Genomic DNA, 26,802 nt, shown 5'->3' with positions numbered 1-26,802 from the left:
GGTCGTGACAGCCGAGTCAAGCGGAGGTGAACATCACTCCTCCAGCCAGGTGAGCAGCTCGTTCGCCATGTCGGTCGCGCGCTCGTCGCCGAGTTCGGTGAAGCGGCCGACCGCCTCGCGGGCGAGCCGCAGCGCCTCCTCCCGCCTGCCGAGGGCGTTCAGGACGCGGGCCTCGTCGTAGGCGAGGGCGGCCAGCTGGAACGGGTCCCCGGTCAGGGACCGCGCCTCGGTCAGCGCCTCGGCGGCGTCCGCGCTCCGGCCCGACCAGTGCAGCGACATGGCGTGGCGGCGGGTCGTCCTGGCCTGGTCGTCGCTCTCGCCCGCGGCCCGGTAATGGTCCGCCGCGACGGCGAAGCTCTCGGCGGCCTCCTCGTCGCGGTCCAGCTCGTCGAGGATGCCCGCCGCGGACTCCGCCGCCCTGGCCGACTGCAGCGGATGCGGGTACATCGCGACGAGGGCGGTGAAGTCGGCCAGCGCCGCCTCCTGCTCGCCCATCAGGCGCAGGGCGTTGGCCCGCGTCCACCTGAGACCGGTGATGTTGTCGAGATCGTGAGCGTCCCCGTCGTCCGTGCCGCTGCCGTCCGTGCCGCTGCCGTCCGTGCGGCTGGGGGCCGGGTCGCCGGCGTCGAGTACGGCCAGGGCCTCCTCGGCCGCGATCGCCGCCTCCATGGGCCGGTCGGTCGCCAGGTAGGCGGCGGCCAGGTCGACCCTGGCGAGGGCGGCGGCGTGGGCGTCGCCGAGCGCGGTGAACAGGGCCACGGCCTCGATCAGGTCCTCGACCGCCTCCGCGGCGCGGTCCACCATGACCAGCACCTCGCCCCTGGAGGCGTGCGCGAACGCGCGCAGCCCCGCCTCCGTGCGCGGCGCCACGGCCAGCGCCTCGCCGAAGGCGCCGAGAAGCTCCTCCAGGTCGCCGCCGTGCCGCCGGATGAGCCGGCCGTGGAACAGCGCCGTCCTGGCCAGGGTGAGCACGTCGCCCTCGGCCCGCAGCGCCTGGCGTGCCGTTCGGGCCGCCTCGGCCGCACGCCCGGGGTCGCCGTCGTCGGCGTGGAGGTGGGCCAGCAGCGCCAGCAGCCCGCCCTCCCGTGCCCCTTCCAGCAGCGTGATCGCCTCGCCGGCCCGGCCGGCGCCCGCGTACGCCTGGGCCAGCCGTGACCGCGCGCCCACCCGCTGCCGCTCGTCGCCGTGGGCCGACAGCCACCGGTACGACTCCTCCACCAGCGGCAGCCCGTCCTGCGCGAGCAGCCCGAGCCTGCCGAACGCGACCTGCCTGCGCGCCTCGTCGCCCGCCTGGGCATGGAGCTCGGCGGCGCGGACCCACAGCTCCCGCGCCCGCTCCACGTCGCCGGCCATGAGCGCGGTCAAGCCGAGCCCGTCGGTGCGCCGCCCGCCGGCCGGGCCGCCGACCTCGTCGTAACGCTCCCACGCGGCCAGGGCCGCGTCGTGGTCGCTGCGCCGCCACGCGTCCTCGGCCAGGTCGAGCAGCTCGTCGGGACCCGCGCCGGCGGGCGGCCGGGCGGGCGCGGCGGACGGGATCGTGACCCTGCGCGCGTGCGGCGTCAGCGGCAGGTGCTCGACCAGCGGCTCGGCCGCCAGTCTCGCCTCCAGCCTGCGGGTCTGCTCGCCGGTGCCGTTGCGGGCGTCGAAGCGGGCGGCCAGGTCCCTGGCGGTCGTCTCCAGCTCCTCACGCAGGCGGCCGACGGGCACGTCCGCGCCGCTCCTGCGTACGGTCAGCCCGCCGTGGCCCAGCTCCTCCAGGCGGCGCAGCAGCAGCGCGGCGCACCCGGCGAAGTACATGTGGTCGCTCGGCGTGGGGGAGCGGTCCAGCAGCGGCAGCTCGCGCTGCAGGATCTCCAGGCCGCGGGTCTCGTTGCCGGTGAGGGCGCAGAACTCCAGGTGGTCGCCGAAGTCGTCGACGTAGTTGGCGTCGCCCTGGACGATCCGGTAGGCGCGCAGGTGCGCGGCGGCGGCCTGCTCCAGCCGCCCGGTCCGCACGTACGGAAGCAGCAGGTTGCCGAGAATGCCCTGCGGCTGGACGTGGCAGGTCAGGTGCCCCGCGACGACGGGCGCGGCCAGCTCGATGGCCTCCTCGTCGCGTCCCATCCAGGCCAGGTACCACACCTTGCCGCTGGGGTCGCAGCCCTCGCAGTCGGACATGTCGTCGCGCGGCGTGGTCTGCCACCGGTGGAACCACTCCTCGGCCGCGGCCCTGTCGCCGATGTGCTCGGCGACATAGGTGCGCTGGGTGTGGACGGCGTGCGGGCCGTAGCCCGCCGCGGCGTAGCGCCGCTCCATCTCCGCCAGCGCGTCGTAGGCGCGCTGCAGCGGGATCTCCGGGAAGCGGCGCATGTCGCTGACGATCCACTTGTACTGCCACAGCAGGCTGTAGGTGTGCCAGGCCGACCAGCGCCCGGGATCGGCGTCGTACTCGGCGACGGATCGGGAGAAGGTGGCGAACGACTTGGCCGGCTCGGCGCCGTACTGGTAGGCCTCGGTCAGCTCCAGCCGCACCTCGAAGGCCAGCTCCGGGTCGTGCGCGCAAGCCTTGAGCGCCTGTTCGAGCAGCATGGACCTGGCCTCGCCGTACGGCATCTGCCTGGCCTGGTCCAGCATCTCCTCAACGTCGGCCATCGGTCCTCACTCCTTGCCCAGCACGGCCCAGTCGAGCAGGCCGAGGAACGAGCGGTTCAGCGCGGCGGTGTCGGCCGCGCGCAGCGGGTGGTGTCCGTGCAGCAGCGCCATGCCGTACAGCGCCTCCACCGCGGTGGCGGCCAGCGACAGGTCCTTGAGCAGCACCACGCGGCGCACGAGCGGGTTGCGGTGGTTGAGCACCAGGCGGGGGCGGTCGGCGGCGACGGTCCGCTCCATGGCGCCGAGCACGTCGGCCCACAGGTCGTCGGCGGCCTGCCGTGCCTCGCGCAGCTCGGCCTGGTGCTCGGCGGCGCGGCTGGTCAGGTAGAGGGCGGGCAGCGAGGCCGGGTCGAAGTCGCGCAGCACCAGCTCGCAGCCGAGAGGGTCGAGGACCCGGGCGGCCGCGGCGACGAACGGCCTGGCGGCCAGGTCCGCGCTGGGGTCGACGGGGCCGAGGTGGGTGGCCAGCTCGCCCGGGTCGAGGCGGTCGAGACGGGCGTCCGGGTCGATCCTCGGCAGGCGCCGCAGGATGTCGCTGTCGTAGACGTAACCGCCGTTGATCAGGCCGACGCCCTGGGCGCCCGACACGGCCGACAGCTGGCGGAACTCGTCGACGCTCGCGGTGAAACGGCCCTGCGGATGGCGGGTCCTGAACTGGGCGAGCGTCATCGGGCCGTCGCTGGTCTCGAACTCCAGCCACCTGTCGACCAGGCGCAGCATGTCGTCGTCGTGCAGGGCCAGGGCCTTGACGCCCAGGTGGTGCAGGCGCAGGAAGGCGCGCAGCCGGGCCGGGTCGGTCTCGGCCAGCCGGACGAGCCATTCGCGCAGCTGGCGGCCGAGCTGCTCGCGGGTGTGCTCCAGGAGGTCGTCCTCGTAGAGGGCCTCGCGGCTGGCGGTGGGGCGCAGCTCTCCCGCGTCCACGACGCAGCGGGCGAAGAACGCCCAGTCGGGCAGCACACCCTCGGCGCGCTCGGTGAGCAGCATGCGTTTGAGGTAGACCCGATGGCCGGCGCGGGCGGTCGGGTTGGCGGGGCTGGGCAGCACGAACGCGACACCGGTCAGCGCCGCCTCGGGGACGTCCAGGTCGACGACGTCGAAGGGGGTGAAACCGAACAGCTGCCTGCCGTACTCCAGCAGCGCGGCCCGGCGCGCGTCAGGGCTGTCGTACCGGGCCAGCCACGGCGGGTCGGTGGTCGTCACGACGCCGTCGACCGTGACGGTGATCGGCAGCAGCGAGCCGTACAGGGCGGCAAGCTCGGTGACGGTGCGGGCGTCGACCCATTCGGCGGCGTCCCTGCGGGCCCGCAGGGTGACCGTGGTGCCGGGCGCGGCCCGCTCGGCGGTCGCCGGCGCCACCCGATAGGTGCCGTCGGACCTGCCGGTCCAGCTCACGGTGGGCGTCCCGGTCACCGACCTGGTCTCGACGTGGATCTCGTCGGCCACCAGGAAGCCCGACAGCAGCCCGATGCCGAACTGCCCGAGGAACTCGTGCCTGGCGAACCCCAGCTCGTCGCGCTTGGACGAGCGGCCGATGGTGGCCAGCAGGGTGTGCACCTCGTCCTCGGTCAGGCCGACGCCGTCGTCGTGGACGCGCACCTGTCCCTCGGCGACCTCGATCGCGACCCGGCCGCCGCCTTCCCCGCGGGCGGTGATGGCGTCGGCCGCGTTCTGCAGCAGTTCGCGCACGTAGACCCGCGGACTGGAGTACAGGTGACGGCTCAGTAGGTCGACGACACCCCGCAAATCCACCTGAAAGGCATTTTCCACGCCCGACACTATGCCAGGTATGGCCGCAGATGCTCATGTAACGCGGCACAGCCGAGGTATTTCTCCGCGGTGTGGAAGTCCAGCCAGTCCAGATTCACCAGCGCCTCGACGTCCACCCCGGTGAAGCAGTCACGCAGGGCGGGCGGGATGGCCGCGATGTCGTCCTTGTCGGCGATGTTGACCCAGCGCCGCACCCCCTTCGGCCGCTCGCCCAGGCCGGCCACCGGAGCCGGCAGCAGCCGCTCGAACACCACGTTGCGCATGCCGAGCGGGCTGCCCAGGGTGACCAGCAGGTCCACCTCGATGTCCGGATGGGCGTGCAGGGTCTCGTAGGCGACGACGCTGCCGAGCGAGTGGGCGACCACGACCCGGGGCGCGTGCCGCCTGAGTGCCTCGGCCACCGCGTCCTGGCATCGCTCGCGCCGTATCTCATCGGTGAGATAGGCGGCCACCTCGGGGCAGAACAGGGCGGCGAAGGCCGCGGCCCTGGTGTCCAGCCGGTTCAGCAACCATCCCGTGAACGCCTTCAGCGCGCCCGTGAAGGTCTCGCCCACACCCAACTGCTTGGCCCAGTCGACGAAGACCTGCTGCTCCCGGGCGCCCATCGTCTCGACCCGCTTGGCCTTGCCCTGGTCGTTGAGATGGTGGGCGTAGTAGGCCACCTCCGCGAAACCGGCCGGTCCGGCGCCGAGATAGCGGTTCCACTTCGCCCGCATCGCCTCGGCCGCGCCTTCCACCGACCGGCCGGCCTGGAGGTAGTAGTTGTACTTGCCGATGCCGTGCACACCGACGATCACCGCCATGATCACTCCCCACGTTGTGCGGGACATGGTGCCATGGCGGGCTTGCGGATGGATGACCGGAAAAACCTTGTTGCTCGGGGCATAGGCCATCCGGATACGGTTTGCAGGGGTTCTCACGAATTGCTGGGGCTTTCACGAGGGGAGGTGTCCCGATGGCCGGCCTGTTGATCGTCAACGACTCGATCGCCATTCCCGGCGACGAGCTCGTCTGGCGTTTCTCCCGTTCCTCGGGCCCGGGCGGTCAGGGGGTCAACACCACCGACAGCAGGGTGGAGCTGCTGTTCGACGTGGCCGCGAGCACGGCGCTCCCGCCCACGCTCAAGGCCCGCGCGCTGGAACGGCTGCCGTCGCCGGTGATCACGGTGGTGGCGTCGGAGTACCGCTCCCAGTTGCGCAACCGCGAGGCCGCCGCCCACCGGCTGGCTCAGCGCGTCCGCGAGGCGATCGCGCCGCCGCCCAAGCGACGCCGTCCGACCAAGCCCAGCAAGGGCTCCATCGAGCGCCGCCTGGCCACCAAGAAGCACCGCTCCGACGTCAAGCGCCTGCGCCGCGACATCTGACGCATGGGCCGGCGGCCCCTCCGGTACAGCGCGTCGATCCAGGTCGACCTGGCCGCGCCGCTCCTGGCGTCCCAGCGGGCGCGCCAAGACACCGTCCGGCGGGACTTCGCGATCGGACGGGCCGCGTCAGCTCCCACCTCAGCCACCCGGGGTCGACGGTCGCCCGGCCACGTCGCTTGTGTCGAACATGTGATCTAAAACTCTCGAAGTCGAGGTTACGATCTTGGTGATGGCCGGCCGTGCCGATCGGCCGGCTCTCCATGCTGAAGGGGCGTGAAGACGCCCCACGACCCGATGGGAGATCGACCTTGAGGCGTGCGCTGATCGCGTTAGGCGTCGGCTTGAGCGTGCTGGGTTCCGCTGTCGTCACCGAGCCGGCCCAGGCCGCGAGCGGGGTGGTGGTCCCGCTGGCCGCCGACGTGACAGCGGCTCAGCAGATCGCGAGATTCTGGCTCGCCGACGGAGCCGCCAACCTGAAGAACGCCACGCCGTACACCGTGCGGACCGAGGTCGGCGGGGAGCGCCTGTCCACGGACGTCGTCCCGGACGGCCTCCCTGGGGCCGTCGCACCGGTGGAGGGGCCGCCCTCGTCGAAGGGGAAGACGCCCACGACCTCGGGCAAGGTGTTCTTCATCGGCAGCGACCTCCAGCCGCACTGGTGCACCGGCACGGCTGTGCAGTCGAACTTCAAGAACCTCGTCGCCACGGCAGGTCACTGCCTGTTCGACACCGAGGCCCCGGACGGCCCGCTGGCCAAGTGGGTCTTCGTCCCCGGCTACGCCGAGGGCACGACCCCGTTCGGCCTGTACGTCGGGAAGCAGGCAAGCGCTCACTACGACTTCGACGTCTACCGGGACTACGACCGGGACTTCGCCTTCGTCAACGTGTACAACGGCGTCGTCTCCCCTTCCCCGGACGTGCTGACCAATGTCGGGAGGCTGGTCGACAACGTCGGCGGCCAGGGGTTCGCGTTCAACCAGCCGCTCGCGCCCACGGTCGACGTCTTCGGCTACCCCGCCGGCCCCCACCCCGACGGCAGGCGGCCCTACACGGGCGAGACCCTCGAATGGTCGACCGGCTCGACGTTCACGATGAAGGTCACGGGCCTGCCCGCGGACCGGCTCATCGGCGTGGACTCCCCGCTCACCGGTGAAGGCGCTCTCGGGTCCTCCTGGCTGACCCATTACAGGAGCGACAGCCGTCTCGGCTATCTCAACGGCATCACGATCAGCGTGTCCGACACCGATGGCGACAATCGGTACGACACCGGCGTCTCACCGTACTTCGACGGTGAGGTGAAGGCGGTCTACCGGGAGGCCGCCAATTTCTGGGCCGGCCCCATCGCCTAGACAGCCGCCGTCCCCGCCGCGCCCGCCCGGAGTGGCGGGCGCTGTGGCTGTATGTGATCTTGTATTCGGCGACCGCATCATTCCCATCACCTCGGAGGTCGCCGAAGAATGGGGACGCCTGAACGCCATCCGTCCGCCCCGACCACGGACGGCCTGATCGCCGCGACGGCCAGAGCGAACGGGTGGACCCTGGTGAGCGGGAACGTCAAGGACTTCGAGGGGACGGGCGTGTCCGTAGTCAACCCCTTCGAACCACCGCGCTGAGATCACGCCCGCGTGTAGCGGTGCTTGGCGCCGGGCGGAACCGATGTCAGCCGAACAGGTCGATCAGCACCGCCCGCGCCCGCGGGGAGATCTCCTCGCCGGGGAAGAACTGTTCACATAGAAGGAACGCGTCATCCGGTGTCGTGACACCAGCGAGACCCGCCAGATGACGGAGATCATCCACATCTCGGGTTCGTGCGGCCATGGCCTTCATCGCGAAGATGTGCTCAGGCGAAGCCGCCATCACACGCAGCCCCGGGTGATCGAAGACACGCCGCTTTCCCGGGTCGTCCTTACCGGAGATGTAGACACTGGCCTGCTCGTTCAGCCACCAGGGTGGCAAGTCGAGGTCCTCGGCGACCGCGCGTGCCTCTTCCAGGACCACCCCGTGGGGGACGAAGAGCGCGTCGACGTCGCGGGTGACTCTGACGGCGTCGTAAGCGAGTGCCATCGCGGCCCCGCCCACCACGAAGAGATCGGCTACAACACCGCGACGGATCAAGCGCTCTCCCAGCGCTGTGAACGCGTGCTCGAGTTCGGCTCGCCCGAGCAGCCCATCGCCGCTCATGCCGCCTCGAGATCCTTGTTCGAAAGGTAGACGCCGTGCTTGCGAAAGGCCGCCGGTGCCCACACAAGCGCGTCAGTCCGCTGGCTGGCCAGTTCTGCCGGGAACCAGGGCCGTCGGAGCACGCGCGGAGCCGTCCATGGAGGGGGAGCGAGATCGTGCTTGGCGGCGAGGTGCTCGGCGAGGGCGGCCAGAAGCGCGTCCCACCGCTCGTCGCCGACAGACTCCGGCTCGGCCTGCAGCAACGACGGCTGCAGGTCCGGCGGCTCCCAGCGGTACTCCTCAAGGAACTCCCATACGAGCTTCCAACGGATCGTGTCACTCGCGTTCGCTATGAGGCGTGCGGCAAGATCGGAAAGTGACATGGGGCGATAGGCCATTGATTTCCCCTCCTGCTCACAATCGAATTGATGTTATCGCCTCCAGCCTCGGCGTTCAGGCCCGTGTACATGATCAACCGGTCAGAGGTCATCGCCCCGGGATGGCGCCCGCGTGTAGCGGTGCTTGGCGCCGGGCGGGAAGTACTCGGGGTCGCCGGTCTCGCGGAGCCTGATCTCCGGCGCCTGCCGCTCCCCGGGGACGTAGGCGGCGAACTCGCTGTTGAGCCTGCGCAGCTGCGCCAGGATCGAGCTTCCGACGGCCCGCGCGATCCGCTCGTCGGGCCGCAGCCCCGGCATCAGCTCGACCGTGACCGTCAGCCGCCGGTCGCGCTGTTCGTCCTCGACCACCTCCAGCACGAACTTGCCGCTGACCATCCCGCTCACCTCCGGCTGCTCCAACCCGACGGCGATGTTCTCGGGGTAGACGTTCGCGCCGTAGTAGGACACGGTGAAGTGGCTGCGCCCGAAGACGTAGACGAACGGCCGCTCGGGGCCGGGGGCCGACGGGGTGAAGCCGTGCCCGGCGAGCAGGCCCAGCATCCTCTCGTACGGCAGCAGCCCGCCCTCGTCGGCGATGTGGTAGCGGACGAGCGGGATCCCGTTGTCGCCGGAGAACAGCAGCGTGCCCTCGTGCTCCTCGAAGAAGCGCACCTCCGGGTCGTACTGCACGAGCGTCGGCAGCCGCGACTCGCCGAAGATCTCCCTGGCGGTGCCGGGGTGGGCGGCCAGGAAGCGGCGGATCTCGATCGACAGCGGTGTCTCGTTGCCGAGGACGCCCGCGTCGGCGGTGCCGTACAGGGAGGCGGTGTCGCGGGTCGGGTCGGTCATGCCCGCGCGCTCGGCCACCAGCGACCGCCATTCCTCGCTGAAGACCTCGCCCGCGGTGACCATCTTGATCGCGTAGTCGCGCCACGGCAGGCCGCCGGTGTCGATGACGTCCTTGAGGAAGGGCGGGTAGCCGAGCAGGACGACCTGGTCGAAGTGGGGGGCCAGCTCGGGGATCACCCGGACGATCTCGCGCTTGTCGCTGCCGGGCGCGATCGAGGTGATCGGGTAACCGCGTCCGGCCAGGTGGCGCAGGCAGGCGAGGGTGAACAGGCCGCCGACCCAGGTGCCGAGCGCGAAGCACACGACGGCGAGCGTGCGCTTGTCGCGGGCGCCGAACGCGTCCCTGAAGATCTCCTCGAACCTGGCGGCGATGACCCGCTCGTCCTCGGCCGACCGGGGCCAGAAGGACGGCGTGCCGGTCGATCCGGAGGAAACGGCGATCATGTCGCCGATCGTGCCGCCGCGGCACAGGTCGGGCAGCGGGTAGCGGCGGGTGTAGGTCTGCTTGGTGGTCATGGGCAGCCTGGCGAAGTCACGCAGGCTCGTGACGCGCGCCGGATCGATGTCGTGCGCGGCGAGGAAGGCGCGGTAGGCGGGGACCGTCGCCGCCGTCCGCCGGAAGAGATCCACCGGGTCCATCAGCCGATGGTACGGCGCAGCGGCAGCCTGGCCCGCACCTCGAAGCCGCCGTCGGGGGCCGGCCGCGCCTCCAGCGTCCCGCCGAGCAGGTCGGCCCGCTCCCGCATGCCGGTGATCCCGTGCCCTCCCTCGCTCATGGGCGCGGAACGGCGCGGCGCCTCGTTGGCGACGGCGACCACGAGCTCGTCGCCGGTCCGGTCGACGTCGACGCGCACGGCCGCGCCGGGCGCGTGCCGCATCGCGTTGGACAGCGACTCCTGGAGGATCCGGTAGGCCGCCTCGCTGACCGGCGCGGGGACGGCGGCGTCGGCGGCGCCGGTCACAGTCACCGGGTGCCCCGCCTCGCGGACCGTCGCGACCAGCTCGTCGAGACGGTCGAGGCCGGGCGCTGGCGCCTGGCGCAGGGTGCCGACGATCTGCCGCATCTGCGACATCGCCTCCAGCGACATCTCCCGCACCTCGGCGAGACCGGTGTCGAGGACGGCGGGGTCGCCGCCGGCGCGCAGCCGTACCGCCTCCGACTGGATGGCGATGGCCGACATGTGGTGCGCGACCACGTCGTGCAGCTCGCGCGCGATCCGCAGCCGCTCCTCGGCCACCGCCTGCGCGGCCATGGTCTGCTCGGTCTGCGCCGCCAGCTCCACCTGCGTACGGCGCCGCGCCCCGACCACCTGGCCGAGCACCAGCACCACCGGCAGGAGCAGCAGTTCCAGGCCGAACGGCTGCGGCCGGAACAGGACCTCGGCCAGCGTCGTGCCGATCCACACCGCGACGGCGCCCGCCACCCTGACCCGCGTCGCGATCGTGTAGGCGCACAGCACCAGCGCGAGCCCGCCGACCGAGACGACCCCGATGCCGGGGTAGGGGTTGACCAGCAGCGTGGTGGTCGCCAGTGCCCACGCGGGGATGGGCGCCGGCCTGCGCAGCGCGACGGGCACCGAGGCGACAGGTGCCACTTCGGGTCATTCACCAGGACGGACCAGCCCCGTCTCGTAGGCGTAGACGATCGCCTGGGCCCTGTCGCGCAGGTCGAGCTTGGTCAGCACCCTGCCGACGTGCGTCTTCACCGTCTGCTCGGCGACCACGAGCCGTTCGGCGATCTCGAGGTTGGACAGCCCCTGCGCGATCAGCGTCAGCACCTCGGTCTCCCGTTCGGTCAGCTCCGCCAGCCGCTTCACCGACGGCGCCCGCGGCCCGCCCAGCCGCGCGAACTCGTGGATCAGCCGCTTGGTGACCGCGGGCGCGATCAGCGCCTCCCCGGCCGCCACGACGCGCACGGCCTCGGCCAGCTGGGCGGCGGAGGCGTCCTTCAGCAGGAAGCCGCTGGCGCCCGCCCGTAACGCCTCGTAGACGTAGTCGTCGAGGTCGAAGGTGGTCAGGATCAGCACCTTGGCCTCTCCGGCGGCCATGAGCCTGCGCGTGGCCTCCAGGCCGTCCATGACCGGCATCCGGACGTCCATCAGCACGACGTCGGGCTTCAGCTCGGCCACCCGCTCGACCGCCTCCTGGCCGTTGGCCGCCTCGCCCACCACCTCGATGTCGGGCTGGCTGCTGAGGAAGACAGTGAAACCCGTGCGGACCATGCCCTGGTCGTCGGCGATCAGCACCCTGATCATGAGCCTGACTCCACCGGCAGCACGGCCTCCACCTCGAACCCGCCCCCTTCCGTGGGACCCGCCTCCAGCGACCCGCCGAGCAGGGTGGCCCGCTCGCGCATGCCGATCAGCCCGTGACCGGCGCCGGGCGCGTCGCCCGGCCCGCGCCCGGGGCCGTTGGCGACACGGACCCGCAGGCCGCCGCTCCAGACGACCTCGACGGCGACGGCCGAGCCCGGCGCGTGCCGCATGGCGTTGCTGAGCGATTCTTGCACGATCCTGTAGGCCGAGACGGCCATGGCCGTGGGCACCTCCTCCAGCTCGCCTGAACGCTTCACCCGCACGGTCAGCCCCGCCGTACGGGCGTTGCCGACCAGGTCGTCGAGCCTGTCGAGGGCGGGCGGCGGCGTGGTGTCGGCGCGGCCCTCGTGGTCGCGCAGCACGCCGAGGACCTGCCGCAACTCCTTGATCGCCTCCAGCGACAGCCCGCGGATCTCGGCGAGGCCCGCCTCCAGGCGCGCCACGTCCCCTCGGGCCTCCATGGGTACGGCCTCCGCCTGGATCGCGATGACCGACAGATGGTGGGCGACGACGTCGTGCAGTTCCCTGGCGATCCGCGCCCGCTCGGCCATGACGTACCGTTCCCCGATCGCCTCGTCCCTGCTCGCGGTGGCGCGGCGCCGTACCCGGACGTTGTAGCCGAACAGCAGGATCACCGTCATGGCGACCGAGGCCAGCGCCATCGACTTCGAGTCGATGATCCAGACGGTCAGCACCGAGGTCAGCCAGCCCACCGCCGTGACGCGCCGGTCCGACCTGGCGGCCAGGGAGTAGAGCACCAGCAGGTACATCACGATGGCCGGCTGGAGGTACGGCGGATGCATGTCGGTGATCTGCCTGACGACGTGCAGGGACGGAAGGATCAGCACCAGTGCCAGCCGCCACGCGGCCAGGGGCCAGCGCGCCCGCATCGCGACCGGCAGCGAGAAGGCGACGGCCGTCAGGTAGACCTGCGCCATCGGCTGCCGTCCGGACGGGACGAGCTCCGTGAGCGTGATCCAGAACAGCAGTCCCGCCACGACGAGGTCGGCCAGCTGCACCAGGTCGTAGTGGTCGAAGGGCACCAGTGGCCGCAGTGCCTGCGGCACCCGGCGGCGCAGGCGGGGCGAGCGGGCGGGCGGGGGATCGGCCTCGCCGCTGAAGAACGCGAGCACGAACGGCTGGAGGACGGCCGAGATCACCGCCCCAGCCTAGGTGCGGCCTGACCAGGCACGCATCACCCCTGGGAGTGATGGCCCTCAAGAGCTACTTACACAATTACGATCGCCGTGAGCGAACATCATCAAGGAAGGGAACATCGGCGGGCTCCGATGAATTGAGTGTGTATAACTCAACCCCATTGGAGTTCAGATGAGTGAGAGCTTGATCCTCCCGGTCCTGCCGCTCGACGACGAGGTGGTCCTGCCGGGCATGGTGGTCCCTCTGGACCTGTCCTCCGCGGAGGTCCGGGCTGCGATCGACGCGGCTCAGGCTTCTGGTCTCAACAAGCCGCGCGTCCTCCTCGTTCCCAGGATCGACGGCCGTTACGGGGCCGTCGGCGTGCAGGCCGTGGTCGAGCAGGTCGGCCGGCTTCCCGGCGGCGAGCCGGCCGCCGTCGTGCGCGGCGTCAACCGGGCACGCGTCGGCAAGGGCACGACCGGCCCCGGCGCGGCCCTGTGGGTGGAGGTCCACACCGTCGACCGGGTGCCGGCGGGCGAGCGGGCGCAGGAGCTGGCCAAGGAGTACAAGGCGCTGGCCACGACCATCCTGCAGAAGCGCGGCGCGTGGCAGGTGGTCGACCAGGTCAACCAGATCGACGACCCCTCCGTCCTGGCCGACAGCTCCGGCTACACCCCCTGGCTGAGCACGGCCCAGAAGGTCGAGCTGCTGGAGGCGCCCGACCCTGCCGACCGCCTGGCCAAGCTGGTCGAGTGGTCGCGCGAGCACCTGGCCGAGCTCGACGTGGCCGAGACGATCCGCAAGGACGTCCAGGAGGGCATGGAGAAGCAGCAGCGCGAGTTCCTGCTCCGCCAGCAGCTCGCCGCGGTCCGCAAGGAGCTGAAGGAGCTCAACGGCGACACCGCCGAGACCGAGGAGGAGGACTACCGCGCCCGCGTGGAGGCGGCAGACCTGCCCGAGAAGGTGCGCGAGGCGGCGCTCAAGGAGGTCGACAAGCTGGAGCGCACCTCCGACCAGTCGCCCGAGACCGGCTGGATCCGCACCTGGCTGGACACCGTCCTCGACATCCCGTGGAACACCACGAGCGACGACACCTACGACATCGCCGGTGCCCGAGCCGTGCTCGACGCCGACCACACCGGCCTCGACGACGTCAAGGACCGCATCATCGAGTACCTGGCCGTGCGCAAGCGCCGCCAGGACAAGGGCCTCGGCGTGGTGGGCGGCCGCCGCAGCGGCGCCGTTCTCGCCCTCGCCGGTCCTCCCGGGGTCGGCAAGACGTCGCTGGGCGAGTCCGTGGCGCGCGCCATGGGCAGGAAGTTCGTCCGCGTCGCCCTCGGCGGCGTTCGTGACGAGGCCGAGATCCGCGGCCACCGGCGCACCTACGTCGGCGCGCTGCCCGGCCGCATCGTCCGCGCCATCCGCGAGGCGGGCTCGATGAACCCCGTCGTCCTGCTCGACGAGATCGACAAGGTCGGCGCCGACTACCGGGGCGACCCGACCGCCGCCCTGCTCGAGGTGCTCGACCCGGCGCAGAACCACACCTTCCGCGACCACTACCTGGAGGTCGAGCTCGACCTGTCGGACGTGCTCTTCCTGGCCACGGCCAACGTCCTGGAGGCCATCCCCGGGCCGCTGCTCGACCGGATGGAGGTCGTCACCCTCGACGGCTACACCGAGGACGAGAAGGTGGCCATCGCCCGCGACCACCTGCTGCCCAAGCAGCTGGAGCTGGCGGGGCTGACCGCCGAGGAGGTCACGGTGGAGGAGGCGGCGCTGCGCAGGCTGGCCGCCGAGTACACCCGCGAGGCCGGCGTCCGCTCCCTCGAGCGCTCGATCGCCAGGATCCTGCGCAAGGTCACGGCCAAGGACGAGCTGCCCGCCACGGTGACCGCGGACGACCTGGTCGAGTACCTGGGCAGGCCGCGCTTCGTCCCCGAGGCGTCGCTGCCCGAGTCCAAGCAGCGCACCTCGGTGCCCGGCGTGGCCACCGGCCTGGCCGTCACCGGTGCGGGCGGCGACGTCCTCTACGTCGAGGCGTCGCTGGCCGACCCCGAGACCGGCGACACGGGGCTGACCCTCACCGGCCAGCTCGGCGACGTGATGAAGGAGTCGGCGCGGATCGCGCTGTCCTACCTGCGCTCGCACGGCGCGGAGCTGGAGCTGCCGGTCACCGCGCTGAAGGACCGCTCGGTGCACGTGCACTTCCCCGCGGGCGCGGTCCCCAAGGACGGGCCGTCGGCGGGCGTCACGCTCACCACCGCGCTGGCCTCGCTGCTGTCGGGACGGCTGGTCCGCAACGACGTGGCGATGACAGGGGAGATCTCGCTCACCGGGCGGGTGCTGCCCATCGGCGGCGTCAAGCAGAAGCTGCTGGCGGCGCACCGGGCGGGCATCACCACCGTCCTCATCCCGGCCCGCAACGAGCCCGACCTGGACGACCTGCCCAAGGAGGTGCGCGACGAGCTGACCATCCACGCGGTCGGCGACGTGCGTGAGGTGCTCGACATCGCCCTCACCCCGGCCAAGGTGGCCCAGACCGCCGCGGCCTGACCTCCCACCCGAAGCCGCCCCACCGTCCGTACGGCGGGGCGGCTTCGCCGTTCCCGAGGGACTTAATGGACAAATCATTCAAGCGGTTGAACGGATGATTCGTGCATGATGTCATGAGGTCATGCTCTACGGACTTCCCGCCCTGGAGGCGCAGGACGAAAAGGTCCTGGCCGAGATCGAGGACATGCGGCGTGACCTGAAATACCGCCTCGCCGTCTCACATCGGTGGGACGGCCAGCTGCGCAGGCAGCTCCGGGCTCGCGCGATCCAGGGATCCAACTCGATCGAGGGATACCGGGCCAGCGTCGAGGACATCGAGTCCATCATGGCGGGGGAGGAGCCGCTGGAGACGCCGGGTTCGGTGGCTCGCGAGATCGCCGGTTACCAGCAGGCGCTCACCTACATCCAGCTGTTGTCGAACGCGCCCGCCTTCCGCTTCGACGTCGGTGTCCTCAACGCGCTCAACTTCATGATGATCGGCCACCACCACGGCAAGACAGCGGGTGTCATCCGGCCGGGCGGCATCTACGTTCGCAACGCGGACACCGGTGAGGTGGTCTACGAAGGCCCCGATGCCGAGCATGTGCCTGGCCTGCTGCACAGCCTCGTGGACTGGCTCGACCATGGAGACCTCGACGCGCCGAGCTATGTCCGGGCCGCCATGGCGCACCTCAACCTCGTCAAGATCCACCCCTGGCGCGACGGGAACGGCCGCATGTCGCGCGCCCTGCAGACGCTGGTCCTGGGTCGTGACCGGATCACCACACCCGAGTTCTGCTCCATCGAAGAGTGGCTGGGCAAGCAGAGAAGCACCATCGAGTACTACGACGTGCTGGGCGAGGTGGGGCGGAAGAGATGGAGTCCGCACGACGGGACCCTGCCGTGGGTGCGGTTCTGCCTTCGCGCGCACCACCTGCAGGCACAGCAGGTCGGCAGGCGGCTGGCGGAGGCCGGGGAGATCTGGGTGCTGCTGGAGGAGCAGGTCGACGCCGACGGCCTCAACACCAGGTGCGTCTCCGCGCTCTACGAGGTGTTCGTGAACCGGCGCCTGCGCCGTACCCGCTACCAGCTCGACGAGGAGCTCAGCCAGGGGCAGGCCGCCCGTGACCTGCGCGATCTCGCCGCGAAGGGGTGGCTCAAGCCGTACGGGGCGACGAAGGGACGGTTCTACGCCCCTGGGCCGCGCATGGCGCGTATCAAGGCGGACTTCGCCGACCGGATGACTCCCCTCAAAGACCCTTACCGGCGTGTCGGGGGCGCCTGACAGGATACGGTCACTGCCCGTGATACCGACAGTGAGGCCGCCCCTGGACGTGGCGCTGGGCAAGGTGCGCCGCAGGATCCTGCCGTTGATCGTCGCCGCCTACGTCGTCTGCTACGTCGACCGCACCAACATCGGCATGGCCCAGTTGCGGATGGGCGAGGAGATCGGCCTGGGCGCGGCGGGGTTCGGGCTCGCGGCGGGGATCTTCTTCGTCGGCTACGCGCTGTTCGAGGTGCCGAGCAACCTCATGCTGCACCGGGTCGGCGCCCGGCTCTGGATCGCCCGCATCATGGTCACCTGGGGCCTGCTGTCGGCCGCGACCGGGCTGGTGACCAGCCCGGAGACGCTTCTCCTGGTGCGGTTCCTGCTGGGCGTGGCGGAGGCGGGGTTCGCCCCGGGGATCATGCTCTACTTCACGTTCTGGTTCCCGCAGCGGGAGCGGGCCAGGATGGTCGCGATCTACCTGGCGGGCATCCCCGTGTCGTTCCTCATCGCCAACCCGCTGTCCGGCTGGCTGGTGGAGCACGCGGGCTGGCGTGTCATGTTCGTCGCCGAGGCGCTGCCCGCGGTGCTGCTCGGCGTCGTGGTGTGGCTGTTCCTGCCGGACGGCCCCGCGCAGGCCAGGTGGCTGACCGGTGAGGAGAAGGCGATCGTCCAGGCCGAGGTCGAGGCGGAGGCGCGGCCCGAACGGTCGGTCCGCGCGACGCTGACCGATCCGCGGGTGCTGCTGATCGCGCTGGTGTCCAGCGGTGGCATCTTCGCCGCCTACCTGCTGAGCCTCTTCCTCCCGCAGATGATCGAGCGGTTGTGGACGGGCGCGGGGGAGACCGGCATCGGGCTGATCTCCGCCGTCCCGTACGGCGTGGCCGTCATCGCGATGCTCGCCTGGAGCCGCAGCTCGGACCTGACGGGGGAGCGGACCTGGCACACGGTCATCGCGTACCTGGTGTCGGCAACCGGGTTCGCGGCGGCGGCGGTGGCCGGGCCGCCGCTGCTGGTGCTTGCCGCGCTGACGGTGGCGGCGGCCGGCAAGTTCGCCTCGGTGCCCGTGGTCTACGCGCTGCCCACGGAGTTCCTGTCGGGCAGGGCGGCCGCCGCGGGCATCGCGATGGTCAACTCGGTCGCGCACGTCGCGGCCGTCTTCGGCCCGGTGCTGACGGGGTGGCTGCTGCAGCGCACCGGCGGGTTCGACGCCCCGATGCTCGTGGCGGCCGGCTATCTCGTGCTCAGCGCGTTCGTCGCGGGACTGCTGGGCCAGGCCGGGCGGCGCGACCGTGAGCCACTTCACATCGGCGGCAGGGAATAGGCCCGTACCGGGCGATCGTTGGCCAGAGCGTGAACGAGATGCGAATGCGCATGTGTATGGGCTGTCCGGCCCGCTAGAGCGCACCCTTCCGCCCCCTCTCGTTCAAAGGTATGCCCCGATGATCCGACCCAGCTTCGTGCTGCGCCGCCTGAGTCACCTGCCGTTCCACCCCGGCAGCCGCTGACGTCTCCCCCGACGCTGACCTTCCGTTACCGAATCCGTTGTGGGGAAATTTCGTGATCCAGGCTTCAGGCCTGCGCAAGACGTACGGTGACACCGTCGCGCTGGACGGTGTCGACCTGCACGTGCGCCAGGGTGAGATCTTCGGCGTGCTCGGCCAGAGCGGCGCGGGCAAGAGCACGCTGCTGCGCTGCGTCAACCTCCTCGAGCGCCCGGACCGGGGCACCGTCGCGGTCGCCGGGCAGGAGCTGACCACGCTGGGCGAGCGCGACCTGCGCGCCGCCCGGCAGCACATCGGCATGATCCACCAGCATTTCGCGCTGCTGTCCTCGCGCACGGTCGCGGGCAACGTCGCCTTCCCCCTCGAGGTCATGGGCGTGGGCCGGGCCGAGCGGTCGGCCAGGGTCGCCGAACTGCTGGAGCTCGTCGGCATCGCCGACAAGGCCGACGCGCGCCCCTCGCAGCTGTCCGGCGGGCAGAAGCAGCGGGTGGGCATCGCCAGGGCGCTGGCCGGCAACCCCAAGGTGCTGCTGGCCGACGAGGCCACCTCGGCGCTCGACCCCGCCACGACCTCCTCCATCCTGGCCCTGCTCAAGCGGCTCAACGCCGAGCTCGGGCTGACGATCCTGCTCATCACGCACGAGATGAACGTCGTCAAGAGCATCTGCGACTCGGTGGCCATCATGGCCGGCGGGGCGATCCTGGAGTCGGGGCCGATCAGGCAACTGCTGACCACGCCCGGGTCCAGGCTGGCGGCCGAGCTGTTCCCGCTGCCCGCTCCCGAGGCGGGCAACGTCACGATCACGTTCACCGGAGCGGCGGACGAGCCGGTCATCTCGACGGTCGTGCGCAAGTTCGACGTGGACGTCAGCATTCTCGGCGGCGCGCTGGAGGAGGTCGCCGGCGGCTCGGTCGGCCGCCTGCGCGTCTCGCTGGACGGGGCCGACACCTCGGCCGCCCTCACGTACCTGCGTGAGCGCGGCCTGATCGTGGAGGTGGCCGCGTGACCTGGGAAGAGATGGTCCCGCTCCTCGGGCAGGCGACGTGGGAGACGGTCCAGATGGTGTTCTGGTCCACGCTCTTCACCGTCGTGTTCGGGCTGCCGCTCGGCGTCGCCCTCGTCGGCACCTCGCGTGCCGGCCTGTTCCCCTCGCGGGTGGCCAACCAGCTGCTCAGCCTGATCGTCAACATCGGCAGGTCGCTGCCGTTCATCATCCTGATGATCGCGGTGATCCCCTTCACCCGGCTGCTGGTCGGCACCACGATCGGCCTGTACGCGGCCATCGTGCCGCTGACCATCGGCGCCGTGCCGTTCTTCGCCCGGCTGGTGGAGATCGCGCTGCGCGGCGTCAGCCCCGACGTCGTGCAGGCCGCGCACGCCATGGGCGTCAGCCGTACGTCGATCGTGGCCAAGGTGCTGCTGCCGGAGGCCAGGTCGGCGCTGGTGGCGGGCATCACGGTCACCGTCATCACGCTCGTGTCCTACTCCGCGATGGCGGGCGTCATCGGCGCGGGCGGCCTGGGTGACCTGGCCATCAGGTACGGCTACCAGCGGTTCGAGACGCCGCTCATGATCGCCACCTGTGTGGTCATCATCGTCCTCGTCCAGCTGGCCCAGACCCTCGGCGACGCGCTCGCCGACCGTCTGGCCAAGCGCTAGACACTCCCACCCTTTTCTGCCCGGGTCCGCCACGAGCGGGTCCTGCTTCCTCGTACCCAGACGCTTCCTCATACCCAGACAAGGAGCACAGCCGTGCGCAAGTTGTTCGGTCTCGTGACCGCCGCCGTCCTGGCCGTGACGCTGGCCGCCTGCGGGTCGTCCGCGGCCGGCTCGTCGGCCTCCGGCGCGCCCAGCGACACCCTCAAGGTCGGCGCCACCCCCACGCCGCACGCCGAGATCCTCAAGTACATCTCGGACAACCTGGCCGCCAAGGAGGGCCTCAAGCTGGAGATCGTCGAGTTCAGCGACTACGTGCCGCTGAACCCGCAGCTCCAGGAGGGCCAGCTGGACGCCAACTACTTCCAGCACCAGCCGTACCTCGCCGACTACAACAAGGAGAAGGGCGCCAAGCTCACCTGGGTGCAGAACGTGCACCTGGAGCCGCTCGGCCTCTACTCCAGCAAGGTGAAGGACGTGGCCGCCCTTCCCTCCGGCGCCACCGTGGCGGTGCCCAACGACGCCACCAACCTCGGCCGCGCGCTGAAGCTGCTGGCCGACAACGGCGTCATCACGCTGAAGGACGGCGTCGGCACCGCGGCCACCGAGCGCGACGTCACCGCCAACCCGAAGAACATCACCTTCAAGGCGCTCGACGCCGCCCAGCTGCCCCGCTCGCTCGCCGACGTCGACGCCGCGGTCATCAACGGCAACTACGCCCTGGAGGCCAAGCTCAACCCGGCCACCGACGCGCTCGTCGCGGAGAAGGCCGAGGGCAACCCGTACGCCAACGGTCTGGTCGTGCAGGAGGGCAAGCAGAGCGACCCGCGGGTGCAGAAGCTGGCCAAGCTGCTGCAGAGCCCCGAGGTCAAGAAGTACATCCAGGACACCTACAAGGGCGCGGTCATTCCCGCCTGAACCGTCCTGACCGGCGCCCCGGTCGCCACGGCGGGCCGGCCGGCTTCGACTCCGGACGGCTTCGACCCCGGTCGGCGTGACCTCCACCGCGAGACCGTGATCCCGCACGCGGGATCACGGTCTCGGCGTTTCCGGAACGGACGTGAGCGGCAGACCGGGCCTCGCCCGCGGGGCCTTGCGGGGGCCTTCCGAGGGAAGTGGTGACCGAATACTGTTCTGGTCATGTATCCGGGAGCCATCGCAGCAGTCACCCCCGACAAGCCCGCTGTGATCATGGCGGGCTCCGGGGAGGTCGTCACCTACCGCCGGCTCGAGGAGGAGTCGAACAGGCTCGCGCACCTGTTCCGCTCCGCCGGGCTCAAGCCGGGCGACCACATCGCGTTCATGCTCGAGAACCATCCTCTTTCCCTGGTCATCGCCTGGGCCGCGCACCGCTCAGGGCTCTACTACACCGCCGTCAGCTCCCGCCTGCAGAGCGAGGAACTGTCCTACATCGTCGACAACTGCGGGGCCAGAATCTTCATCTCCTCGGCGCGGCTCGCCGGCGTGGCGGGCGCGATCGAGGCTCCCGGCGTGGAGCTCAGGCTCATGATCGACGGAGTGGCCGACGGCTTCGTCTCCTACGAGGAGGCCGTCGCGGTCCATCCGACGACGCCCATCGCCGACGAGTGTCAGGGCGCCGACATGCTCTACTCCTCGGGCACCACGGGCCGGCCCAAGGGCGTCAAGCCGACGCTCTCGCAGGCGCCGCTCGACAGGCCGGGGCCGCTGCTGCAGCTCATCCAGTTCCTCTTCGCACCGTCGGCCGACAGCGTGTACCTGTCGCCCGCCCCGCTCTACCACGCCGCGCCACTGCGCTACTGCCTGCAGTTCCAGCGCCTGGGCGCGACGGTGGTCGTCATGGAGCGCTTCGACCCCGCCGAGTACCTCGCCCTCGTCGAAGGCCACCGGGTCACGCACACCCAGCTCGTGCCGACGATGTTCATCAAGATGCTCAAGCTGCCCGACGAGGTCAGGGCCGGGTACGACCTGTCGTCGCTCCGGTGCGCGATCCACGCGTCGGCGCCGTGCCCGGTGCCGGTCAAGGAGCGGATGCTCGAGTGGTGGGGGCCGGTCATCCACGAGTACTACGCGGGCACCGAGGGCAACGGCTTCCTCTACGCCGGACCCGCCGACTGGCTGGCCCACCCGGGCACGGTCGGCCGCGCCCTGCTCGGCGTGGTGCACGTCTGCGACGAGGAGGGCAACGAGCTGGGGCCCGGCGAGCACGGCACCGTCTACTTCTCCGACGGCCCCCGCTTCGAGTACCACGGCGACCCCGACAAGACCCGCTCCGCGCAGGATCCCCAGGGCAGGGGCTGGACCACCCTCGGCGACATCGGCTACCTGGACGCGGACGGCTTCCTCTACCTGACCGACCGCCGCTCCTACATGATCATCTCGGGTGGGGTGAACATCTACCCCCAGGAGGCCGAGAACGTACTGGCCCTCCACCCCAAGGTCGCCGACGTGGCCGTGTTCGGGATCCCGGACGAGGAGATGGGCGAGCAGGTCAAGGCCGTCGTCCAGCCCGCCGACGACGTCGCGGCCGGCCCGGCGCTGGAGGCCGAGCTGATCGAGTACTGCAGGGCACGGCTGGCGCACTACAAGTGCCCCAGGTCGGTCGACTTCCGCGACGAGTTGCCGCGCCATCCCACCGGCAAGCTCCACAAGCGGCTGCTGCGCGCGGAATACCTTAAAGTTCCATGAGAGCCGGGCCCGGTACCCCCGTCGCGACCTCGCCTGATAAGGCGTGCGTCAGGGGGTGCGCCACGCCCTGTTCGACGGCTTAAGCAGTGCTTACACCCTCATTGGCACCCTGGAAGTACGACGGCACGCCACAGTGGCGCGCCAGAGCGGCTTCTTGGGGATGGACATGAACACGAACGAGCCTCGTGAGCACGGCGAAGGCACTGTGGGTGGGGGTTGGACCCAGTTCGGTTCCAAGCCTCCGGTCGCCGGCGAGTTCCAGCACGGCGCGCCGTCGCCGGGTGGCGACACCACGATCATGCCGGTGCCTTCGGTACCGAAGCGGCAGTCGATGTTCACGGCCGGGCAGAAGGCCGTCGCCGGACTCGCCCTGGCGGCGACGGCGCTTGTCGGTGGCGTGGTGGGGGCCGCGACCGTCAGCGCCCTGGGCGGCGGGGGAACCACGAGCGTGGCGGCCGCGCCCAGCCCGGCCTTCAAGCCGGCGTCGAACGCCATGACCGTGGCGGACGTCGCCCAGAACGTGCAGCCGTCGGTCGTGATGATCCAGGGTCAGACCGGCGAGGGATCCGGCGTGGTGCTGTCGGAGGACGGCCTGATCCTCACCAACAACCACGTGGTGGTCGGCGCCGGCCAGGGCGGCGGGTCCATGACGGTGAAGTTCAGCGACGGCAGGACCGCCAAGGCGTCGGTCGTGGGCACCGACCCGGCCACCGACCTGGCCGTCATCAGGGCCACGGGCGTGTCGGGCCTGACCAAGGCCACCCTCGGCGACAGCGACGCGCTCAGGGTCGGCGACGCGGTGCTGGCCATCGGCAGCCCGCTCGGCCTGGACGGCTCGGTCACCGCGGGCATCGTCAGCGCGCTGGACCGCACGCTCACGGTCGGCGACCAGGACCGGCAGCAGCTGCCGCCCGGCTGGGGAAACCAGCGCCAGCAGTCGCAGTCCTCGACCACCACGATCGGCGGCGCCATCCAGACCGACGCCGCCATCAACCCCGGCAACTCCGGCGGCGCGCTGGTCAACGCGTCGGGCCAGCTGATCGGCATCAACACGGCGATCGCCACGGGCGGTGGCACCGGCAACATCGGCGTGGGCTTCGCCATCCCGATCAACACCGCCAAGCAGGTGGCCCAGCAGCTCATCGACAACGGCAAGGTGAGCCACGCCTACCTCGGCGTCAGCGTCACCGACGCCTCGGGTGACGTGCCGGGCGCTCTGATTCGGCAGGTGCAGGAGGGAAGCCCCGCCGCCAAGGCCGGGCTGAAGACGGGCGACCTGATCACCAAGATCGGCGAGACGCCGGTTGACGGGGGAGATACCGTAGTGGGACAGGTCAGAGGTTTCAAAGTGGGCCAGCAGGTCAAGATCAGCTACATGAGGGACGGAAAGACCCAGGAGGTCACCGTCACCCTCGCGGAGAAGACGGGCGAGTAGAACCCCCCTCGTGAAACGGAGGTGCCGTCGAGATCGCTGCGGACTCGGCGGCACCTCCCCCCATGCGGTTCAGCGGAACCTGCGGCCCTCGTCCCTGCGGTAGGCCCACACGGCGGCCGCCGCGCCCGCCACCGTCCAGACCGCCAGCATGACCAGCGGCAGCGGCCGGGGCGGCACACCCGCCGTGGCGGCCCACACCAGCTCCATCGCGCCCCTGCTGGGCAGGTACGGCGCGACCGCCCCGATGAAGGCGGGCGGGTCGAGCGGGTTGCCGAACATCCCGCCGCCGATCGCGATCGGGAAGAACAGCACCTGCGAGACCGCGATGGCCGCCTTCGACGGCAGCGCGTAGCCGACGAGCAGCCCCAGCATCATGAACGGCAGCGCGCCCACGATCAACGCGCCCAGGCCGGACAGCAGCTGGAGCGGGGTGGCCGTGGCCGCGGTGAGGAAGGCGGCGACCAGCACCACGGGCACGACCGCGATCAGCATGATGGCCAGCGAGGTCAGCATCCGTCCCGCGAACCGGGGGAAGGGGCCCGCGGGCAGCGTGCGCACGTAGGGGTCCCAGGGCTTGCCGCGGTCGTCGGCCACGCCGATGGCCAGCCCCATCAGCGAGCTCGACATGACGGCGAACAGCGTCATCGACGCCGTGCCGACGGTGGCCATCAGCGGGTCGTCCCCGGTGAACGGCACGACGAAGGCCAGCATCGAGATGGTGGGGAAGAAGACGCTCGCCACGATCGCGATCGGGACTCTCAGCTGCTCCAGGAACTGGTAGCGGGTGTGCGTCCAGACCAGGCTAGACACCGGCGGCCTCCTTCGAGGTGATGGCGAGGAAGGCGTCCTCGAGCGTGGCCGGGCTGATCTCGAGCCCGGAGAAGGGGACGCCGCTGGCGACCAGGTCGAGCACCAGCCGGTCGGAGTCCGAGGTGAGCAGCTCGTGCCGGTCGCCCACCCGCTGGGCGTCGACCACGCCGGGCAGCGCGGGCAGCTCGGGGGCCGACAGCGACACCCTGCGCACCCCCACCATGCCGCGCACGGCCTGCATCGTGTCGTCGGCCAGCACCCTGCCCTTGCCGATCACCACGACGCGCTCGGCCAGTGCCTCCACCTCCTCCAGGTAGTGGCTGGTGAGCACGACGGTGCCGCCCTCCGCGTGGAAGGCCCTGATCCCCTCCCACAGCGACCTGCGGGCCTCGACGTCGAGGCCCGTGGTGGGCTCGTCGAGGAAGACGATGCGGGGGTTGCCGGCGAAGGCGAGCGCCACCGCGAGGCGGCGCTTCTGGCCGCCGGACAGGCCGCCGACCTGCCGCCGGGCGAGGTCGTCGAGGCCGAACCTGGCCAATAACTCCGGCGTGCCCGCCCGCTCGGGGAAGTGCGCCGAGACGAAGTCGACGATCTCGCCGACCCGCAGCGCCTCGGGCAGCCCCGTCTCCTGCGGCGTCACGCCCATGCGCTGCCGTACCCGGGGGTCGGAAGGGGCGCCGCCGAGCAGTTCGACCACGCCCTTGGTGGGTCTGCGCAGGCCGACGAAGAGGTTGACGAGCGTGGACTTGCCGGCCCCGTTCGGGCCGAGCAGGCCGACGAGCCGGCCCGCGGGGATCTCCAGGGACACGTCGTCGAGCGCGGTCACCTCGCCGTAGCGTCTGGTGACCCCGATGGTTCTGGCCAGGACGGTCATGCTTCTCCTCCGATCAGGGCGCGGATGGCGACGGTGTACTCCTCGAAGGCCAGCCGTCCGCGTCTGGTGAGCGCGACGTAGGTGACGGGCGTGCGGCCCTTGTGCGTCTTGGTGATCTCGACGTAGCCCGCGTCCTCGAGCTTGGTCAGATGCACCGACAGGTTGCCCGCCGTCATCGCGAGCAGGTCCTTCAGGCTCGGGAAGGCGATCTGGTCGCCTTCGGGAAGGGCGTTGAGCGTGGCCACCACGCGTAGCCGGGCCTGCGCGTGGATGACGGGATCGAGTTCGGGCAGCGTCACCGGCGCCGCCTGAGCACGATCCCGGTGACCAGGAACGCGCCGCCGACCAGCAGCGAGATCAGCAGGGCGTGCCAGCCGGGCCCGAGGGCGGCGCCGGCCGCGTCGACGACCGCGGTCCAGACGCCCAGGAAGAACATCGGCCACTCGCGCCAGACGGCGCCGCCGGCCATGTAGAGGGTGGCGACCACCAGCATCGAGACCGCGGCGTAGAGCAGGCTGACCTCGTCGCGCGGGATCATCGGGGCGAAACGGCTGAGGATCAGGCCCATCGCCATCATCGCGACGAACCACGCGTAGCCGTACATCATCCCGCGCTGGGTGGTTACGCCGCGGGTCTTCAGGCCGGAGGCGCGGGCACACCAGAACAGGAACGCTCCGGCCAGCAGTTGCCCGCCCATCAGCACCGCCAGTGCGAGCTGCCAGGAGATCGGGGCGAGCGGGCGGCCGTCGAGACCGTGGGCCAGGAAGAAGGTGCCGAAGCCGGCCATCCAGGCCACGCCCCAGGGGGCGTAGAGGAGGAGCGGGTCGGGCTGCAGCCTGCGCGTGGCCGCCGCGCTCTGCTCCTCGATGAGCCGCATCATCTCGGCGGGGCTCAGGTCCTCGTCGTCCACATCATTCCAAACCAGTCGAAACCATCAACTGGTTTGCAGCATAAACCTGATTGCGCCACAAACGGTAGCGTGGCCCTCACCTCGGGAGGGTGGGGCGGTCCCGTGAACGAAGGAGCGGCCCTCCCCGGAGGGAGAGGCCGCTCGGTTCGACGATGTCCGGTTAGCTGCCGCCGCCGGGCAGCGACAGGCCGATGACCAGCGGGTCGTGGTCGGAGGAGCGGAAGGCGTCGGGCTGGTAGAGGCCCGGCGGGTTGAACTCGGTGTTGTAGTCGAGGATCCGCGGCTCGTCGGAGTTGACGTGCCAGATCGTCGCGCCCGTCACCCGCTTGAGCAGCTGTTTGCCGACCAGCGCGTGGTCGAGCTCGCCGGCCAGCCCGTTGAACAGGTAGCTGTAGCGGAACGGCGCCGGCACGAACCGCTTGGTCACGCTCGTCAGCCCGCCGGCTTCCAGCGTGTCGATCGGGTCCTCCTCGCCGTAGGCGTTGAGGTCGCCCAGCACCAGCGGGTTGGGCAGGTCGAGCGAGGAGAGCAGCCCCAGCACCGCCTC

23 protein-coding genes and 1 pseudogene are annotated in these 26,802 nt (G+C 70.9%); 10 read left to right on the top strand and 14 right to left on the bottom strand.

Annotated features, from left to right (window positions below; all coding sequences use genetic code 11):
* Positions 1-33 precede the first annotated feature (33 nt).
* Genes ABZX22_RS40260 through ABZX22_RS40250 form a run of 3 tightly spaced genes read right to left on the bottom strand, consistent with a single transcriptional unit; the run spans position 34 to position 5,201 of the window.
* Positions 34-2,631 carry a hypothetical protein gene (locus ABZX22_RS40260; RefSeq protein WP_354920833.1) on the bottom strand — a complete coding sequence of 866 codons (2,598 nt, stop codon included), beginning with the start codon at positions 2,629-2,631 and terminating at the stop codon, positions 34-36.
* Between the two features lie 6 nt (positions 2,632-2,637).
* On the bottom strand, positions 2,638-4,398 hold the full coding sequence (locus ABZX22_RS40255; protein WP_354920830.1) for an HSP90 family protein: 1,761 nt from the start codon (positions 4,396-4,398) through the stop codon (positions 2,638-2,640).
* 8 nt (positions 4,399-4,406) lie between these two features.
* Positions 4,407-5,201 carry a hypothetical protein gene (locus tag ABZX22_RS40250; protein ID WP_354920828.1) on the bottom strand — a complete coding sequence of 265 codons (795 nt, stop codon included), beginning with the start codon at positions 5,199-5,201 and terminating at the stop codon, positions 4,407-4,409.
* Positions 5,202-5,353: 152 nt separating this feature from the next.
* Here ABZX22_RS40250 and arfB point away from each other — a divergent pair, with 152 nt between their 5' ends.
* Together arfB and ABZX22_RS40240 are read left to right on the top strand one after the other, a co-directional pair.
* Positions 5,354-5,761 (top strand): alternative ribosome rescue aminoacyl-tRNA hydrolase ArfB, encoded by a 408-nt coding sequence (gene arfB / locus ABZX22_RS40245; RefSeq protein ID WP_354920825.1) that lies wholly within the window; start codon positions 5,354-5,356, stop codon positions 5,759-5,761.
* 308 nt (positions 5,762-6,069) lie between these two features.
* Positions 6,070-7,110, top strand: coding sequence for a hypothetical protein (locus tag ABZX22_RS40240; protein WP_354920822.1), 1,041 nt, complete (start codon positions 6,070-6,072; stop codon positions 7,108-7,110).
* A gap of 310 nt (positions 7,111-7,420) precedes the next feature.
* Here ABZX22_RS40240 and ABZX22_RS40235 read toward each other — a convergent pair whose 3' ends face one another.
* The 6 genes from ABZX22_RS40235 to ABZX22_RS40210 all read right to left on the bottom strand — a co-directional run bounded on the left by ABZX22_RS40235 (position 7,421) and on the right by ABZX22_RS40210 (position 12,622).
* Positions 7,421-7,942, bottom strand: a complete 522-nt coding sequence (locus ABZX22_RS40235) for a DUF6036 family nucleotidyltransferase (RefSeq protein ID WP_354920819.1) — start codon at positions 7,940-7,942, stop codon at positions 7,421-7,423.
* Positions 7,939-8,319, bottom strand: a complete 381-nt coding sequence (locus ABZX22_RS40230) for a hypothetical protein (protein WP_354920816.1) — start codon at positions 8,317-8,319, stop codon at positions 7,939-7,941. Before ABZX22_RS40230 ends, ABZX22_RS40235 begins: the two co-directional genes overlap by 4 nt.
* An 81-nt stretch (positions 8,320-8,400) precedes the next feature.
* Positions 8,401-9,786, bottom strand: coding sequence for a phenylacetate--CoA ligase family protein (locus ABZX22_RS40225; protein WP_354920813.1), 1,386 nt, complete (start codon positions 9,784-9,786; stop codon positions 8,401-8,403).
* Positions 9,786-10,742: a sensor histidine kinase gene (locus ABZX22_RS40220; protein ID WP_354920810.1), complete on the bottom strand. Its 957-nt coding sequence runs from the start codon at positions 10,740-10,742 to the stop codon at positions 9,786-9,788. The genes ABZX22_RS40225 and ABZX22_RS40220 overlap by 1 nt, the downstream gene beginning before the upstream one ends.
* Before the next feature lie 6 nt (positions 10,743-10,748).
* On the bottom strand, positions 10,749-11,402 hold the full coding sequence (locus ABZX22_RS40215) for a response regulator transcription factor (RefSeq protein ID WP_354920807.1): 654 nt from the start codon (positions 11,400-11,402) through the stop codon (positions 10,749-10,751).
* Positions 11,399-12,622: a sensor histidine kinase gene (locus ABZX22_RS40210; RefSeq protein WP_354920804.1), complete on the bottom strand. Its 1,224-nt coding sequence runs from the start codon at positions 12,620-12,622 to the stop codon at positions 11,399-11,401. The genes ABZX22_RS40215 and ABZX22_RS40210 overlap by 4 nt, the downstream gene beginning before the upstream one ends.
* 169 nt (positions 12,623-12,791) lie before the next feature.
* Between ABZX22_RS40210 and lon the strand changes: the two genes are divergently transcribed.
* From lon to ABZX22_RS40170, 8 genes are all read left to right on the top strand, one after another.
* Positions 12,792-15,152, top strand: a complete 2,361-nt coding sequence (lon, locus tag ABZX22_RS40205) for an endopeptidase La (protein WP_354920801.1) — start codon at positions 12,792-12,794, stop codon at positions 15,150-15,152.
* Between the two features lie 121 nt (positions 15,153-15,273).
* Positions 15,274-16,416, top strand: coding sequence for a Fic family protein (locus tag ABZX22_RS40200; RefSeq protein WP_354920798.1), 1,143 nt, complete (start codon positions 15,274-15,276; stop codon positions 16,414-16,416).
* Positions 16,417-16,435: 19 nt separating this feature from the next.
* A complete protein-coding gene (locus ABZX22_RS40195) occupies positions 16,436-17,722 on the top strand; it encodes an MFS transporter (protein WP_354920795.1) in 1,287 nt (428 codons plus the stop codon).
* A gap of 236 nt (positions 17,723-17,958) precedes the next feature.
* Entirely contained in the window at positions 17,959-18,909 is a 951-nt protein-coding gene (locus tag ABZX22_RS40190) for an ATP-binding cassette domain-containing protein (protein ID WP_354920793.1), read from the top strand.
* Entirely contained in the window at positions 18,906-19,562 is a 657-nt protein-coding gene (locus tag ABZX22_RS40185; protein WP_354920790.1) for a methionine ABC transporter permease, read from the top strand. The genes ABZX22_RS40190 and ABZX22_RS40185 overlap by 4 nt, the downstream gene beginning before the upstream one ends.
* A 93-nt stretch (positions 19,563-19,655) precedes the next feature.
* Positions 19,656-20,477 carry a MetQ/NlpA family ABC transporter substrate-binding protein gene (locus ABZX22_RS40180; protein WP_354920787.1) on the top strand — a complete coding sequence of 274 codons (822 nt, stop codon included), beginning with the start codon at positions 19,656-19,658 and terminating at the stop codon, positions 20,475-20,477.
* A 222-nt stretch (positions 20,478-20,699) separates the two neighbouring features.
* The gene (locus ABZX22_RS40175) at positions 20,700-22,226 is read left to right on the top strand and encodes an acyl-CoA synthetase (protein WP_354920785.1); all 1,527 of its coding nucleotides are present in this window, start codon (positions 20,700-20,702) and stop codon (positions 22,224-22,226) included.
* Positions 22,227-22,281: 55 nt separating this feature from the next.
* Positions 22,282-23,661 (top strand): trypsin-like peptidase domain-containing protein, encoded by a 1,380-nt coding sequence (locus ABZX22_RS40170; RefSeq protein ID WP_354920782.1) that lies wholly within the window; start codon positions 22,282-22,284, stop codon positions 23,659-23,661.
* A 69-nt stretch (positions 23,662-23,730) separates the two neighbouring features.
* Here the strand turns inward: ABZX22_RS40170 and ABZX22_RS40165 are convergent, their stop codons facing one another.
* The 5 genes and pseudogenes from ABZX22_RS40165 to ABZX22_RS40145 all read right to left on the bottom strand — a co-directional run.
* Positions 23,731-24,471 carry an ABC transporter permease gene (locus tag ABZX22_RS40165; protein ID WP_354920779.1) on the bottom strand — a complete coding sequence of 247 codons (741 nt, stop codon included), beginning with the start codon at positions 24,469-24,471 and terminating at the stop codon, positions 23,731-23,733.
* Positions 24,464-25,345, bottom strand: coding sequence for an ABC transporter ATP-binding protein (locus ABZX22_RS40160; RefSeq protein WP_354920776.1), 882 nt, complete (start codon positions 25,343-25,345; stop codon positions 24,464-24,466). Before ABZX22_RS40160 ends, ABZX22_RS40165 begins: the two co-directional genes overlap by 8 nt.
* A complete protein-coding gene (locus ABZX22_RS40155) occupies positions 25,342-25,644 on the bottom strand; it encodes a transcriptional regulator (RefSeq protein WP_354920773.1) in 303 nt (100 codons plus the stop codon). The genes ABZX22_RS40160 and ABZX22_RS40155 overlap by 4 nt, the downstream gene beginning before the upstream one ends.
* Positions 25,641-26,255 (bottom strand): hypothetical protein, encoded by a 615-nt coding sequence (locus tag ABZX22_RS40150; RefSeq protein WP_354920770.1) that lies wholly within the window; start codon positions 26,253-26,255, stop codon positions 25,641-25,643. Before ABZX22_RS40150 ends, ABZX22_RS40155 begins: the two co-directional genes overlap by 4 nt.
* 160 nt (positions 26,256-26,415) lie before the next feature.
* Positions 26,416-26,802 (bottom strand): annotated as a pseudogene (locus ABZX22_RS40145) (nuclease); the annotation flags it as partial.

The organism is Nonomuraea sp. NPDC003804, assembly GCF_040610675.1.
Taxonomy (GTDB): domain Bacteria; phylum Actinomycetota; class Actinomycetes; order Streptosporangiales; family Streptosporangiaceae; genus Nonomuraea.
The sequence above is the reverse complement of the archived record's forward strand: the minus strand, read 5'-3'. Positions and strand labels throughout refer to the sequence as shown.

Excerpts from the sequence above, each read along its gene's own strand:
- arfB (WP_354920825.1), top strand. The coding sequence starts at position 5,354 with ATGGCCGGCCTGTTGATCGTCAACGACTCGATCGCCATTCCCGGCGAC.
- ABZX22_RS40200 (WP_354920798.1), top strand. The coding sequence starts at position 15,274 with ATGCTCTACGGACTTCCCGCCCTGGAGGCGCAGGACGAAAAGGTCCTG.
- ABZX22_RS40235 (WP_354920819.1), bottom strand. The coding sequence starts at position 7,942 with ATGAGCGGCGATGGGCTGCTCGGGCGAGCCGAACTCGAGCACGCGTTC.
- ABZX22_RS40260 (WP_354920833.1), bottom strand. The coding sequence starts at position 2,631 with ATGGCCGACGTTGAGGAGATGCTGGACCAGGCCAGGCAGATGCCGTAC.
- ABZX22_RS40160 (WP_354920776.1), bottom strand. The coding sequence starts at position 25,345 with ATGACCGTCCTGGCCAGAACCATCGGGGTCACCAGACGCTACGGCGAG.
- lon (WP_354920801.1), top strand. The coding sequence starts at position 12,792 with ATGAGTGAGAGCTTGATCCTCCCGGTCCTGCCGCTCGACGACGAGGTG.
- ABZX22_RS40175 (WP_354920785.1), top strand. The coding sequence starts at position 20,700 with ATGTATCCGGGAGCCATCGCAGCAGTCACCCCCGACAAGCCCGCTGTG.
- ABZX22_RS40250 (WP_354920828.1), bottom strand. The coding sequence starts at position 5,201 with ATGGCGGTGATCGTCGGTGTGCACGGCATCGGCAAGTACAACTACTAC.
- ABZX22_RS40215 (WP_354920807.1), bottom strand. The coding sequence starts at position 11,402 with ATGATCAGGGTGCTGATCGCCGACGACCAGGGCATGGTCCGCACGGGT.
- ABZX22_RS40225 (WP_354920813.1), bottom strand. The coding sequence starts at position 9,786 with ATGGACCCGGTGGATCTCTTCCGGCGGACGGCGGCGACGGTCCCCGCC.
- ABZX22_RS40230 (WP_354920816.1), bottom strand. The coding sequence starts at position 8,319 with ATGGCCTATCGCCCCATGTCACTTTCCGATCTTGCCGCACGCCTCATA.